Source organism: 'Nostoc azollae' 0708, assembly GCF_000196515.1.
GTDB classification, from domain to species: domain Bacteria; phylum Cyanobacteriota; class Cyanobacteriia; order Cyanobacteriales; family Nostocaceae; genus Trichormus_B; species Trichormus_B azollae.
Map to the genome: position 1 here is coordinate 3,399,027 of NC_014248.1, position 13,068 is coordinate 3,412,094.

Annotated in this window: 18 protein-coding genes and 1 other RNA gene; 13 read left to right on the forward strand and 6 right to left on the reverse strand. The window is 39.4% G+C overall.

Translation table 11 applies throughout. From position 1 onward, the window contains the following. Window positions 1-25: 25 nt before the first annotated feature. Together AAZO_RS34010 and AAZO_RS41525 are read left to right on the forward strand one after the other, a co-directional pair. Entirely contained in the window at window positions 26-211 is a 186-nt protein-coding gene (locus tag AAZO_RS34010) for a hypothetical protein (protein WP_081462802.1), read from the forward strand. A 9-nt stretch (window positions 212-220) separates the two neighbouring features. Then, window positions 221-346 carry a hypothetical protein gene (locus AAZO_RS41525; RefSeq protein WP_266885483.1) on the forward strand — a complete coding sequence of 42 codons (126 nt, stop codon included), beginning with the start codon at window positions 221-223 and terminating at the stop codon, window positions 344-346. A 477-nt stretch (window positions 347-823) separates the two neighbouring features. Here the strand turns inward: AAZO_RS41525 and AAZO_RS15785 are convergent, their stop codons facing one another. From AAZO_RS15785 to AAZO_RS30850, 5 genes are all read right to left on the reverse strand, one after another. Beyond that, complete coding sequence (locus AAZO_RS15785) at window positions 824-1,258, reverse strand: Imm30 family immunity protein (RefSeq protein ID WP_013192009.1); 435 nt, start codon at window positions 1,256-1,258, stop codon at window positions 824-826. 139 nt (window positions 1,259-1,397) lie between these two features. Continuing rightward, window positions 1,398-1,544: a hypothetical protein gene (locus AAZO_RS38695; protein ID WP_228371232.1), complete on the reverse strand. Its 147-nt coding sequence runs from the start codon at window positions 1,542-1,544 to the stop codon at window positions 1,398-1,400. A 458-nt stretch (window positions 1,545-2,002) separates the two neighbouring features. Then, a complete protein-coding gene (locus AAZO_RS15795) occupies window positions 2,003-2,215 on the reverse strand; it encodes a barstar family protein (RefSeq protein WP_013192010.1) in 213 nt (70 codons plus the stop codon). A gap of 111 nt (window positions 2,216-2,326) precedes the next feature. After that, window positions 2,327-2,512 carry a ribonuclease domain-containing protein gene (locus AAZO_RS43890; protein ID WP_420807024.1) on the reverse strand — a complete coding sequence of 62 codons (186 nt, stop codon included), beginning with the start codon at window positions 2,510-2,512 and terminating at the stop codon, window positions 2,327-2,329. A gap of 399 nt (window positions 2,513-2,911) precedes the next feature. Further along, window positions 2,912-2,998, reverse strand: coding sequence for a WD40 repeat domain-containing protein (locus tag AAZO_RS30850; protein ID WP_228371727.1), 87 nt, complete (start codon window positions 2,996-2,998; stop codon window positions 2,912-2,914). Here AAZO_RS30850 and AAZO_RS35480 point away from each other — a divergent pair. From AAZO_RS35480 to AAZO_RS15840, 10 genes are all read left to right on the forward strand, one after another. Beyond that, window positions 2,985-3,158, forward strand: a complete 174-nt coding sequence (locus AAZO_RS35480) for a hypothetical protein (RefSeq protein ID WP_187289499.1) — start codon at window positions 2,985-2,987, stop codon at window positions 3,156-3,158. The two genes, AAZO_RS30850 and AAZO_RS35480, sit on opposite strands and share 14 nt — an antisense overlap. 233 nt (window positions 3,159-3,391) lie before the next feature. Continuing rightward, window positions 3,392-4,579: a class I SAM-dependent methyltransferase gene (locus tag AAZO_RS15800; RefSeq protein ID WP_013192013.1), complete on the forward strand. Its 1,188-nt coding sequence runs from the start codon at window positions 3,392-3,394 to the stop codon at window positions 4,577-4,579. Window positions 4,580-4,743: 164 nt separating this feature from the next. Then, window positions 4,744-5,187, forward strand: a complete 444-nt coding sequence (locus AAZO_RS15805) for an ATP synthase subunit I (protein ID WP_041643270.1) — start codon at window positions 4,744-4,746, stop codon at window positions 5,185-5,187. Window positions 5,188-5,247: 60 nt separating this feature from the next. Further along, entirely contained in the window at window positions 5,248-6,009 is a 762-nt protein-coding gene (atpB, locus tag AAZO_RS15810) for a F0F1 ATP synthase subunit A (RefSeq protein ID WP_013192015.1), read from the forward strand. A gap of 146 nt (window positions 6,010-6,155) precedes the next feature. Then, on the forward strand, window positions 6,156-6,401 hold the full coding sequence (gene atpE / locus AAZO_RS15815) for an ATP synthase F0 subunit C (RefSeq protein WP_013192016.1): 246 nt from the start codon (window positions 6,156-6,158) through the stop codon (window positions 6,399-6,401). A 261-nt stretch (window positions 6,402-6,662) separates the two neighbouring features. Next, window positions 6,663-7,094, forward strand: a complete 432-nt coding sequence (locus AAZO_RS15820) for a F0F1 ATP synthase subunit B' (RefSeq protein WP_013192017.1) — start codon at window positions 6,663-6,665, stop codon at window positions 7,092-7,094. A gap of 148 nt (window positions 7,095-7,242) precedes the next feature. Then, on the forward strand, window positions 7,243-7,785 hold the full coding sequence (locus tag AAZO_RS15825) for a F0F1 ATP synthase subunit B (protein WP_013192018.1): 543 nt from the start codon (window positions 7,243-7,245) through the stop codon (window positions 7,783-7,785). Window positions 7,786-7,787: 2 nt separating this feature from the next. Continuing rightward, entirely contained in the window at window positions 7,788-8,342 is a 555-nt protein-coding gene (gene atpH, locus AAZO_RS15830; RefSeq protein WP_013192019.1) for an ATP synthase F1 subunit delta, read from the forward strand. A gap of 118 nt (window positions 8,343-8,460) precedes the next feature. Further along, window positions 8,461-9,981, forward strand: a complete 1,521-nt coding sequence (atpA, locus tag AAZO_RS15835; RefSeq protein ID WP_013192020.1) for a F0F1 ATP synthase subunit alpha — start codon at window positions 8,461-8,463, stop codon at window positions 9,979-9,981. 82 nt (window positions 9,982-10,063) lie between these two features. Then, window positions 10,064-11,011, forward strand: coding sequence for a F0F1 ATP synthase subunit gamma (locus AAZO_RS15840; RefSeq protein WP_013192021.1), 948 nt, complete (start codon window positions 10,064-10,066; stop codon window positions 11,009-11,011). A gap of 967 nt (window positions 11,012-11,978) precedes the next feature. Here AAZO_RS15840 and AAZO_RS15845 read toward each other — a convergent pair. Continuing rightward, window positions 11,979-12,443 (reverse strand): Uma2 family endonuclease, encoded by a 465-nt coding sequence (locus AAZO_RS15845; RefSeq protein ID WP_013192023.1) that lies wholly within the window; start codon window positions 12,441-12,443, stop codon window positions 11,979-11,981. A 126-nt stretch (window positions 12,444-12,569) separates the two neighbouring features. Between AAZO_RS15845 and ssrA the strand changes: the two genes are divergently transcribed. Further along, window positions 12,570-12,960, forward strand: a transfer-messenger RNA (tmRNA) gene (ssrA, locus tag AAZO_RS30855). Window positions 12,961-13,068 lie beyond the last annotated feature (108 nt).

Here is a 13,068-nt window from a genome sequence, read left to right on the forward strand (position 1 = left end):
TAGAAGTTCTTATCCCTAATCTTCCGTGAAAATTGCAGCTAAATCAACTTATGACCTATTAATTAAAAGTCAAACAGATCGCACTTTGAAAGCGGCATTATTAAGTTTACCAGAATGTCAAGGTATAGGAAATACAGAAACGGAAGCAATAGAAGCATTAGATCAGATTTTCCAAGTGCGTTTAGGAAATGCTAGGATTATGACTTTATAAATTGAAGCAGTGAAAACAGGAAATCATTGGATGAAGTTTGCAGGAATGCTTGAGGATAATCCACATTTTGATAAAGTACAGCAATATATAGCAGAATATCGTCGTGAATTAGATGCAGCGATGGAGGAAGATTAGCAATAAATTGAAAGTGAGGAGATATATATAATGAGCTTATGGATACTTGATACAGATCATTTTTCTCTCTTTCAACATAGACATGCATTTGTGTTACAGTGTCTTAATAAAGACAACTTTAAATTTGAATAAGTTGCCATAAATATACTATGATTAATTACTGCTAAAGAACAATTATCTGGTAGGTTCAATGTAATTACAAATGCCTGATCATCGGATTAATTAGTATTAGCTTATGCAAATTTCTACGCTAATTTAGACTTCTTAGGAACTGTTAATTTACTGTAACTTAGCGAGCGAAGCTGCTGGTAATATTTCCACTGAATTAGTCAAGCAAAATATTCGCGTTGGTACTTAAGATTTACCCATTGCTGCTATATCAGTTAATGGTATTTCAGTTACTCTTAATTGGAAGGTTTTTGAGAAAGTGCATAATTTCCGTCTATAAGATTGGAGTCTAAGCTCCAAATTATCACATTACGTTAATACACTTTCTTTCACTTGCAATTTATTCATAATACTTTCTTCCAAAAGATGATAGAGGAAATGAGGAGAGTTTAAATTAGCTGAATGTAATAGGTTTTGATAAACTTGACAAGCTGATTCATGATTTAAAATTCGGTTATGAATGATTCTTGTCCATTCAGGTGCAGTTATTATTAGTTGGGGAATAACATGAATAAATGCTGAAATTTGGGTTTTCATATCAAAATATTCCAGGAAGTGAATTAACCCAAACATCACTTCTGGCTCTTGACATTGACCCTCTAAAGTCAGATGATATGCAGATAAATTATTTTCATCAGGATTTTTAGCTATTGCAGTTAAAGCATTTTCAAAATTTCTAACTTGTTCTTCTGTTTGCATTAGGCAATTTTCTGTTAAGATTGTCGTGAAATTATTTTGATTCATGGTTTTTACCTCCTTTAACGAAAATAGATTGCAAAATTACCTTATTCAGTCTGATTAATGCTTGTAAACTCTCTCTGATTTCTCTATTATACAAACCTTGAGAAACATAAATAGAACGGACATCACAAATTTTTTGTGCTCATGCTTCTCTAGGTGATAAGTTTAAGTTAGGACGTTTACCATAAGAAATAGTTTGCCGATGAGGACCTCCTTTTCCTGGTGATAAATGTTGCATCATGATGGCAAGTCTTTGCTCTGTTTTATAACCTGGAACTTCATCTTTCATAAAAGCATCCGCAGGTATATGATGAGGTGTGAGGTTATCACCTCTACGTACCTTTTTCAGTAAGTCTCCATAAGTTCGTACAGTTCCTTCTCCTAGTATTATTTGCGGTTAATTATTAATAATTTGTTTACTCCTGTTTAGTTATTTATAGTGATTCATATTTTAATTATGAAGGAAGAAAGGGAATCCTTACTTTAAGTATTCAGGATTTATAGGATCAGAGGATTTACAGGATGTTTTTTGATGGAGTTCTATTCTTTAAAATAACTCATCATTAAATATTCACAAACAATCTATAAATAACAATCCTTTACATCCTTAAATTCAGGATATCCTGATTCAGACAACTACAAAAAACAATCCACACCACAAATAGTGCAACATTAATTTTACCTATTGGTTTATCTGTAAAAACTTAAGAGCAATATTATTATCTTCCCAGTATTCTTTCTCTGAATTTAAAATATCCCTATTTGGTACTGGCTCGGTTCAGCTTGAGCAAAGATATCAGCATGATCATAAAATATGACATATCTTTGAGCCTGACACCATCTTAAATCGGTAATACATTCATCAAAAGCATCCCAGTTATTGCCGAAGTATTGAGGAAATTCCATTGCTTCAGCAGCTTGTTTTAAAAATGTTTCTTTGCTATTGATTTTCTTAACCATCCAGGTCAAAAACTTTTGTTCCTGGTTCTGCGGCTATTTGTTCGATTGCTTGGCGGATGTTTGATTTAATATCTGTTGATAAAACATTGAAAAAATTATTCATAATATTCCTTACTTATTACAACTACTAGATGACTTCTTGAAAGCTAAGTGATTTACTGTATAGTAAATTTCGCCATTTTGTCCAGTAATGAGGCGACGACTACCTCTCTCTGTTACCCCGGGAGTGGGTACTGTGTATTCTTTATAATATCCTCGAGGTTGTGGTGGCAATAATCCTTCAAGGTTTTTAAACACAATGCCATCTTTACTATGAGGCTAGAGACCGCCTATGCAAATAAGATTGATAGTAGTTTGAACTTCTGGAGGTAATTGATTAATGTCAACTTGCTGTATTCCATTCATTATAAATAAGTAGGTGGGCGGAAAAATTTATAACTATGTCATGGCGAATGCAGCAAAGGGGAATCAAGCAATCCCAAGGGTTTCAGGTAGTTTACATTTTGTTACATAGTTATGTTTATTTGTGTCTACCTACTTTCTCTAATTTTATCTACCCTTAGCTGAATCTATACAAGTACAGGAGCTTTTTTTTGGATATTGTTTTTGTCATGTTAATACAATTGATGGCTATTATAAATAAATATTTAGTTAAATTAGATTTAGTTAAATTAGATAGATACATTTTTCACGTCATCATATCCGCCAAATCTTGATAGTCCCGTCATAACTACCACTAGCAAGGGTTTGAGCATTTGGGCTGAATGCTATGGAATTAACCAAGTTAAAAGAATATCGTGGTAGAGTCTGTATTTCCCTTCGTGTATTTCACTCCTGTATAGGTTGCCCTGACATTCAACCAGAAGTATCCAACAGAAGAATTACAGGACAACGATTTTCTTTTCAGGGTTTTCCACAAACTCAGGCAGTCTTACTGGCATGATTAATGCTCCTGGTTAATCAAAATTGGATCCTAAATATTTAATTTAGATACTACTCGTTCATGGATAATGCAAGTTAAGCGCCATAGAAGCGCTTAACTTGCAAGCAATAAATACATTTATGTACAAGAAGTATTTACAGTAAACCACTACGAATGTAGAGAATTTATATGGTCAATCTTTGCCCTAATTCCCGTCATCAGCTAAACTCAAAAATGCTGCGTTAATCTTGATCATGTCCGACTCCCAAGTAAGTGCTGCTGTTGCAAAACTCTACGACACCTATCCATACCCCCCAGAACCTATCCTTGATGAACCACCACCAGGATATAATTGGCGTTGGAATTGGTTAGCCGCATACAACTTCTGCACAGGTAGAAAACCACAAAAACAAGATGTCCGCATCTTAGACGCTGGTTGTGGTTCAGGAGTCTCAACAGAATATTTAGTACATCTCAACCCCCACGCACAGATAGTCGGAATTGATTTAAGTGCTGGTACGCTAGAAGTAGCAAAGAAACGTTGTCAAAGTTCTGGTGCTGACCGTGTAGAATTTCATCACCTGAGTATATATGATGTTGAACAGATACCAGGTAAATTTGATTTAATTAACTGTGTTGGTGTATTGCATCACTTACCTGACCCCGTACGTGGTATCCAAGCATTAGCTAAAAAGTTAGCTACCGATGGATTAATGCACATTTTTGTGTATGGAGAATTGGGACGCTGGGAAATTCAACTCATTCAAAAAGCGATTGCACTCCTCCAAGGTAATATAAAAGGCGACTATCACGATGGTGTCCAAGTCGGTAGAAAAATATTCGCTTCCCTACCAGAAAGCAACCGCATTGTCAAAAGAGAAAAAGAACGTTGGGCATTAGAAAACCAGCAGGATGAATGTTTTGCTGATATGTACGTGCATCCCCAGGAAACTGATTACAATATTGATACATTATTTCAATTAATTGATGCTTCCGGGTTAGAGTTTATTAGTTTCTCCAATCCTGGATTTTGGCAATTAGAAACACTCTTAGCTAAAGCACCGGAATTAATAGAACGAGCTGGAGAATTGAGCGAAAGAGAACGTTATCGACTGATAGAATTACTAAATCCAGAAGTAAGCCATTACGAATTTTTTCTCGGTCGTCCCCCCATTACCAAAACCAACTGGTCAAACGATAACAGCTTATTAGCAGCAGTACCCGAACTTAACCCCTGCATAGATGGATTTCCCAGTCAATGTTTATTTAACTATGATTACCAAATAGTTAACCTATCACCAGCCGAATTTGACTTTATGCAAAAATGTAATGGTTCTGCCACATTGGCCAACATTTTAGCCCAAGTTGAGCTAGACTTAAACGGAGTAAGAAACCTCCTCAAACAACAACTACTCTTATTAACACCCAGCGAGAGGGTGTAGGGGAAGCAGAGGAAGCAGAGGAGAAATTTCTTTACCAATGCCCAATCACCAATGACTAAAAATAAGTTAATTGTTTTTTCCTAAAGTATTGTTACCGGATCGTGATATGATTCAGCTGACTGAATGTGCAGTCACCATATTTAGCTGTACTAGTTTCAAGTCCTGTGAGCTTGTCAGACGAATCAATTGCGCCCAATCAGACAACACAACAAGATGTTTCATCTGGTTTTGAAGATACAGAACCAGATGACATATCTATGCAAGAGTTCTATCAACTCTATCAGAAGTTGTTAGTAATCACACTTGTGTTGACGGGGATTCTTTTTATCTCTGTGTGGATTTTTCATTCCTTAAACATTGCCCTCAATTATTTTATTGGGGCTTGTACAGGTGTGGTTTACTTAAAAATGCTGGCTAAAGATGTTGAGAGGCTTGGTGGCGAAAAACAAAGTCTGAGCAAAAATCGTTTTGCCCTGATAATTATACCGATTATATTGGCGAGTCAATGGCATCAGCTACATATTTTGCCTATATTCTTGGGATTTCTCACCTACAAAGTTACCCTCCTCATCTATATGGTGCAAACTGTATTCATTCCTGAAACTTAAAACTCAGGCTCACTCCAGACAATCCTCCAATCCTCGATTTCTGGGGAAAAATCTTGAAGAATGCCCATGCTTAGTGTCTTAAACGCCTTTAATGCTTTTCCCCTCGCCGAATTGGAAGTAGGTCAACACTTCTTGTGGCAACTGGGCAGTCTCAAAATACATGGGCAAGTTTTTCTCACCTCATGGTTTGTGATTGGTATCCTAGTAATAGCCTCACTAGCAGCCACTAGAAACGTCCAGAAAATTCCCGGCGGTATCCAAAATTTCATGGAATATGCCCTAGAATTTATTCGGGATCTAGCGAAAAACCAACTCGGAGAGAAAGAGTATCGTCCCTGGGTACCATTTATTGGTACGCTATTCTTGTTTATCTTCGTATCAAATTGGTCAGGTGCGCTCATACCATGGAAGTTGATCAAACTGCCAGCAGGTGAACTAGCAGCCCCCACCAACGACATCAATACAACAGTGGCATTGGCATTGCTAACCTCTTTAGCGTATTTTTACGCGGGATTTAGCAAAAAAGGTTTAGGCTACTTTAAGAAATATATAGAGCCAACGCCCATACTATTGCCAATCGCAATTCTCGAAGACTTCACCAAGCCCCTCTCCCTAAGCTTCCGTCTATTTGGAAATATATTAGCGGATGAATTGGTAGTAGCGGTCCTGGTTCTGCTCGTGCCTCTCTTTGTACCTTTACCTGTTATGGCTTTGGGTTTATTTACTAGCGCCATTCAAGCCCTGGTATTTGCTACCCTAGCAGGGGCTTATATTCATGAGGCACTAGAGGGACACGGCGAAGAAGGACATGAGGAGCATTAACGCCCTCAGTTGATCGCACAGTTCAGACGAGCAAACTTGCTCCAAACATCGCCTCAGCGATTTGAGAACCTAGTGCAGTGTGAAAAACACACATCTAGTTGTTAAGTACATTTGTCATTTCTGTAGTTAAAGCAAGGAAAATCGTCATGGATCCATTAGTACAAGCTGCTTCAGTTCTAGCTGCTGCTCTCGCTATCGGTTTAGCTGCAATTGGACCTGGTATTGGTCAAGGTAATGCAGCAGGTCAAGCAGTAGAAGGTATTGCCCGTCAGCCAGAAGCAGAAGGGAAAATTCGCGGCACACTACTATTAACCTTAGCATTCATGGAATCCCTGACAATTTACGGTCTGGTGATCGCGCTAGTATTGTTGTTTGCTAACCCCTTCGCCTAAGACCTAAAAAGTTTTGTTAGTGTAGAGACGTGAGATATGTTTAGCTAGAATTTGCTAGACATAATCACGCCTCTACAACTGGCAATTTTTCGATAATTTACAGCTAGCCGCTAGAAAAATCACTGCTACCTGTGGACTGGATAGTGTTGATACTGCCAGAATTAAGCAGGAAAAAATGTGAGCAATTGTGAGCATTTTTTGGAGTGGCTGGATGATGTTACTAGCCTTTGAAAATTACTATCCCAGCCCCAGAGGAGAGAAATGTTTGATTTCGATGCTACCTTGCCATTAATGGCATTGCAGTTCCTGTTGCTGGCAGCTTTGTTGAATGTAATTTTCTACAAGCCTATGACCAAGGTATTGGATGATCGTGATAATTATGTCCGTACCAATAACCTTGATGCTCGTGAACACTTGGCGAAAGCTGAACGCTTAACCCAAGAGTATGAGCAAAAACTAGCATCAGCCCTTAGACAGTCGCAACTGACAATGGAAACTGCTCAGGCTGAAGCTAAGAAAATTAAGGCACAGAAAATAGCCCAAGCTCAACAAGAAGCACAAGCTCAACGAGAACAAGCTGCTAAAGAAATAGAGCAGCAAAAGCAAGCAGCTATGGCTACCTTAGAGCAGCAAGTTGATGCCCTCAGCAGCCAGATTCTAGAAAAACTATTAGGGCCAGCATTGGTGAAATAGGTAATACTATCTCGCCAAATTGGTACTATCAAAGCATAAACACATAAGGGCATTAGTCCCAGCGTGCTGAAATTAAGTGTCCGAAAAAGGCACTTTTTTCCCGAGCGGGAAAAATCAACGAATTATCAAGCGAGCAGCGCACTTGTAGATGGGTAACATGGGCAACTTTTTATTACTTGCCACAGAACATTCTGAAATGGCAGAAGGTGGTTTCGGTCTAAACCTAGACATCCTAGAAACCAATCTCATTAACTTAGTGCTTCTGATTGGCATACTATTCTACTTTGGACGTAAAGTTTTAACTAACATCTTGAATGAGCGACGCTCAAATATTGAAAGCGTTATTCAAGATGCAGAATGCCGCTTGAAGCAAGCACAAACTGCTTTGGCACAAGTACAGGAGCAGTTGAATCAGGCTCAGGCAGAAGCACAAAGAATCACCCAAGTAGCTGAAGAAAAGGCTCAAGCTGCTAGAGAGGCAATTCTAGCACGGGCGACTCTGGATGTAGAACGTTTGAAAGAAACTGCGGCGGCTGATTTAAATGCGGAAACAGAGCGAGCGATCTCTCAACTCCGTCAACAAGTGGTAGCTATGGCACTCAAAAAGGCAGAGGCACAACTGCAAACAGGCATTGCCGACGATGCTCAACAAATTTTAATTGAACGTAGCATCGCACAAATGGGAGCTTGACCATGAAAAGTAATGCAGCCAGAGCCGAAGTAGCCCAGCCTTACGCACAGGCTTTATTATCCATCGCCCAATTACACAATCTGACAGAAGAGTTTGGGACAGATGCTAGAACATTGATTAACTTGCTCTCAGGCTCTCAAGAACTCCAAAACTTTTTGGATAATCCTTTTATCGAGTCTGACAACAAGAAAAATCTGCTCAAACAAATCCTAGGGGAAGGAACCAGTCCTTATCTACGTAATTTCTTACTGTTTTTGGTCGATAGAGGACGCATAGCCTTCTTAGAAGCAATTCTAGATCAGTATTTAGCTTTGTTACGGCAAGTAAATCAAACCGTCTTAGCTGAAGTTACATCTGCTGTTGCGTTGACAGAAGCACAACTGGAAGCAGTGAAAACAAAGGTTGTTGCTATAACCAAAGTACGGGAAGTAGAAATCTCTACCAAGATAGACTCCGATTTAATTGGTGGTGTCATCATCAAAGTTGGTTCTCAAGTGATAGACGCTAGTTTGCGCGGTCAACTCCGTCGTCTTTCCTTACGCTTAAGCAGTAACTAGGAATTGGGGACTGGGGACTGGGGGCTGGGTAAGATTTTTACGAATTACCAATCACCAATCACCAATTACCAATCATCATTAACTTCTTCCATCTCGACAGAAAATTACAGATAGTCACATGAGTATTTCCATTAGACCTGACGAAATCAGCAACATTATCCAACAGCAAATCGAGCAATACAACCAAGAGGTTAAAGTTGCTAACGTTGGTACTGTGCTACAAGTAGGTGACGGTATTGCCCGGATATATGGTCTAGAAAAGGCTATGGCTGGGGAACTCCTAGAATTTGAAGATGGTACTATTGGTATCGCCCAAAACTTAGAAGAAGATAACGTGGGCGCGGTACTGATGGGTGAAGGTAGAAACATTCAAGAAGGTAGCTCCGTAACTGCTACTGGTAGAATTGCTCAAGTAGGGGTAGGCGAAGTCCTCATTGGTCGTGTCCTTGATGCTTTGGGTCGCGCCATTGATGGTAAAGGTGATCCTAAGACTACCGAAACTCGGTTAATTGAATCCCCAGCACCTGGTATTATTGCCCGTCGGTCTGTACACGAACCTATGCAAACAGGTATCACCGCAATTGACTCCATGATTCCCATCGGCCGTGGTCAACGGGAATTAATCATTGGAGACCGTCAAACTGGTAAAACTGCGATTGCAATTGACACCATCATCAACCAAAAAGGTGAAGATGTAGTTTGCGTTTACGTGGCGATCGGTCAAAAAGCTTCCACAGTTGCTAACGTAGTCCAAACCTTACAAGAAAAAGGCGCAATGGACTACACCGTAGTTGTAGCAGCTAACGCCAGTGACCCAGCAACCTTACAATTCCTCGCACCCTACACAGGCGCTACCATTGCTGAATACTTCATGTATAAAGGCAAAGCAACCTTAGTAATTTACGATGACCTTTCCAAGCAAGCACAGGCATATCGCCAAATGTCCTTGCTACTACGTCGTCCACCCGGACGGGAAGCGTATCCTGGAGACGTATTCTACATTCACTCCCGCTTGTTGGAACGTGCTGCTAAACTCAGCGACGAACTAGGTAAAGGTAGTATGACTGCCCTACCTATCATCGAAACCCAAGCTGGTGACGTATCTGCATACATTCCTACCAACGTAATTTCCATCACAGACGGTCAGATTTTCTTGTCTTCCGACTTGTTTAACTCTGGTATCCGTCCCGCTGTAAACCCTGGTATCTCCGTATCCCGTGTAGGTTCTGCGGCACAAACCAAGGCAATGAAAAAAGTTGCTGGTAAGATTAAGTTAGAATTGGCACAGTTTGATGACCTTCAAGCTTTCGCACAATTTGCTTCTGACTTAGATAAAGCCACCCAAGACCAGTTAGCACGTGGTGTCCGCTTACGGGAACTCTTGAAGCAGCCCCAAAACGACCCCCTCTCCGTAGCTGAACAAGTAGCAGTTCTTTACGCTGGTATTAACGGTTATTTGGATGACATTGCTGTAAATAAAGTAACCAGCTTTGCTCAAGGCCTACGCGATTACTTGAAGACAGGAAATACAGCTTATTACCAAGCAGTACAAGATAGGAAAGTCCTTGGTGATCCAGAAGAAGCAGCATTGAAAGCCGCTATCTCTGAGTTCAAAAAGACCTTCCAAGCAGCAGCGTAATTGGTCAGTTGTCAGTGGTCAGTAGCAACAGACAACAGACAACTGACAACTGACAACTGACAACTGACAACTAATAAAAATTATGGCTAATCTCAAAGCAATACGTGATCGCATTCAGTCGGTCAAAAACACCAAAAAAATCACAGAAGCCATGCGGTTGGTGGCAGCAGCGCGGGTACGTCGCGCCCAAGAACAGGTAATTGCCACCCGTCCCTTTGCTGACCGCTTAGCACAAGTATTGTATGGCTTGCAAACCCGGTTGCGGTTCGAAGATGTCAACTTACCACTACTAAGAAAACGGGCAGTTAAATCAGTTGCTTTATTAGTAATTTCCGGTGACCGTGGTCTGTGTGGTGGTTACAATGGTAACGTGATCCGTCGCGCAGAAAACCGCGTCAAAGAACTGCAAGCAGAAGGTATAGATACCAGTCTTGTAGTTGTTGGGCGCAAAGCTGCCCAATACTGCCAACGTCGCAACTATAAAATTGATGCGACCTACAGCGGGTTAGAACAAATCCCCACCGCAGCTGAAGCAACTAATATTGCTGATGAATTACTTTCTCTGTTCCTTTCAGAAAAAGTAGACAGAATCGAATTAGTTTATACCAAATTTGTTTCTTTAGTTAGTTCTCGTCCTGTAGTCCAAACCTTGTTACCTCTAAATACCCAAGGTTTAGAAGCAGCAGATGATGAAGTCTTCCGCTTAACTACCCGTGGTGGTCAGTTCCAAGTCGAACGCGAAAAAGTCGTTAGTCAAGTAAAGGCTTTACCCCGTGACATGATTTTCGAGCAAGACCCAGTACAAATTCTCGATTCTTTATTACCCTTATATCTGAGCAATCAGCTATTACGGGCATTACAAGAATCCGCAGCTAGTGAACTAGCTGCACGGATGACAGCAATGAGTAACGCCAGCGAGAACGCCGGGGAATTGATTAGTACCCTGACACTCTCTTACAACAAAGCCCGTCAAGCAGCAATTACCCAGGAACTCTTAGAGGTTGTAGGTGGTGCAGAAGCCTTGACTTAAACTGGTAATCGGTGATTGGTGATTGGTAAAGTCAACCATAACCAATCATCAGTTATTAAGTAAGTCGGGGCAATAAAACTGATGTATATGATGATGTATATTCAGTTTTCTAAAAACTCTGAAATAACCCATTTATAAGGTCTTTATTAAATTTCTATGTATCCTCTATTTTTATCAATAAATTTAATGATTATGCAATAGTTCATGAATGTAAATATTTGCACTAGACATTAACCGAATTTAATAAGAGAACTCCATAAAAAGCAATACCCAATGTCATTCTGTTAGCGTGGCGTGGCGTGGCGTAGCTTGGTGTAAGCCATACGGAACGAAGTGTAGTCAAGAATATACTAAAGCATCTTTCGGGTTTTCTGGACTATTTAGGGAGTTGGTAGAATAGGATTGTGATTGATTGTTTATATGGGAATTTACTAGGGATTAAACTTGGTTATTTTTCTTGTTGTCTTTATAATCCAAAGCAGTAAATATTAAGTCTAATTCTAATTGATCATGATTGGGACTATTAGTTTTCTTTTTTTTAGACATATTAAATCAGTAACCTTATGAAAACAACAAAGCTATGATCTTAATATTTCAGTTACAGTCATCCTGAAAAATCACCTCCTTTCTATTCATTATAGAATACCGAGTATTACTCTAAATTTAGATTTTTTTCTATAGTAATTACCTATCTTAGATCCTCAAAACCATCAATTTCATTAAAGTCGAGATAACACAGGGCTAATCATGGTGTGTTCTGATTGTTTAAATTTTTAACTGGAAGTCTCTTGAATTTTGCTCCTCACCCAGTTTCTAAATTCTTTGACTAAGTCAAAATATTTTTACTAACAGCATTTTTCAAGAAGTTGGAAATTTCTGGTAAGGGCAAATTAGGAAAAGCTAAACTTTCGTCCACTACTATTCTATAGTTACCATCTTCTAAAAATTAATAGTAAATACTATACCATCATATCGCTAAATTATATCGCCAAATTTCTGGCACACCCATTTCTGCATAAACTGCGCAACTATCCTTAGAATTGCTAGTAATATCAATTTCCACAACTAAATCAGGTGGTGGATATTCTTGTAAATTAATTCTAGTTTTACCTTGAATGGACTTGACATTTTTGATGTTGAAAAATTCATCAGGTTCTCCGCTAGATAGTTCTGGATATTTAAAAGTGGTACAACCTAGAGGATCAATATCCAATTCTAGTTCCTCGGCTAAAGTTTCGACAAATAGACCAACAATTTTTTTATAACGTTCGTGTTCTGGTGAAAGAACCATAATTTCCAGATTACTCTGGTAATAGGTTAAGCGGAGACGACGATTGGTACTGAGTTCATTTAGCAAACTCTCATGGGTATGCCAACTGATACCTGATAAATGGACGATTTCTTCTGGTTGAATCAGAGTTAGGCTAGTCATGGCGTATCCCTATACCTGTAAAATGTCTATCCCTACCCTTAATTTAGTCAAAAAAAATAAAATAGCTATACCTTTTATTTGTCAACTTGCAAAATCCCGTACTATAATAAAAAATATGAAAGACATGGGGCTTTAACGGTTTCGACAGGTTGGCGAAAGCTACTCTGTGATTCAGGTCGAGAGCGAGTCACCTCTCGGAAATCAAAGACTCGAAAAAAAAGTAATTGCGAACAATATCGTAAAATTTGCTCGTCGGGAAGCTCTAGTAGCTGCCTAAAACACCTCTTTCAGGTTCGAGCGTCTTTAGTTTGACTCCGTTAAGGACTAAAGACCTAACCCCAACGGATGCTCCCGCAAGCGTTCTCTGGTTGGCTTGGTGGCTAAGATTAAATCAGAGTATCCTACGTTCGGGATAATGAACGATTCCCGCCTTGAGGGTCAGAAAGGCTAAACCTGTGAATGAGCGGGGGGTTAATACCCAATTTGGACATGGGTTCAATTCCCATAAGCTCCACTTTTAATAATTAACAAATCCACCTAACACCTTTATGTGTGGGTGGGTTTTGTTTTGAGGGGGGAAATAAAAGAATAAGTGGTGTTTTAACCAATTAAATTTAAATTCCCA

Bases quoted from the DNA above. Each gene is read 5' to 3' on its own strand.
- AAZO_RS15845 (WP_013192023.1), bottom strand. From the start codon at position 12,443: ATGACTAGCCTAACTCTGATTCAACCAGAAGAAATCGTCCATTTATCA.
- AAZO_RS15795 (WP_013192010.1), bottom strand. From the start codon at position 2,215: ATGGTTAAGAAAATCAATAGCAAAGAAACATTTTTAAAACAAGCTGCT.
- AAZO_RS15825 (WP_013192018.1), top strand. From the start codon at position 7,243: ATGGGTAACATGGGCAACTTTTTATTACTTGCCACAGAACATTCTGAA.
- atpH (WP_013192019.1), top strand. From the start codon at position 7,788: ATGAAAAGTAATGCAGCCAGAGCCGAAGTAGCCCAGCCTTACGCACAG.
- atpA (WP_013192020.1), top strand. From the start codon at position 8,461: ATGAGTATTTCCATTAGACCTGACGAAATCAGCAACATTATCCAACAG.
- AAZO_RS15820 (WP_013192017.1), top strand. From the start codon at position 6,663: ATGTTTGATTTCGATGCTACCTTGCCATTAATGGCATTGCAGTTCCTG.
- AAZO_RS15800 (WP_013192013.1), top strand. From the start codon at position 3,392: ATGTCCGACTCCCAAGTAAGTGCTGCTGTTGCAAAACTCTACGACACC.
- AAZO_RS15785 (WP_013192009.1), bottom strand. From the start codon at position 1,258: ATGAATCAAAATAATTTCACGACAATCTTAACAGAAAATTGCCTAATG.
- atpE (WP_013192016.1), top strand. From the start codon at position 6,156: ATGGATCCATTAGTACAAGCTGCTTCAGTTCTAGCTGCTGCTCTCGCT.
- AAZO_RS15840 (WP_013192021.1), top strand. From the start codon at position 10,064: ATGGCTAATCTCAAAGCAATACGTGATCGCATTCAGTCGGTCAAAAAC.
- atpB (WP_013192015.1), top strand. From the start codon at position 5,248: ATGCCCATGCTTAGTGTCTTAAACGCCTTTAATGCTTTTCCCCTCGCC.
- AAZO_RS38695 (WP_228371232.1), bottom strand. From the start codon at position 1,544: ATGAAAGATGAAGTTCCAGGTTATAAAACAGAGCAAAGACTTGCCATC.
- AAZO_RS35480 (WP_187289499.1), top strand. From the start codon at position 2,985: ATGGAATTAACCAAGTTAAAAGAATATCGTGGTAGAGTCTGTATTTCC.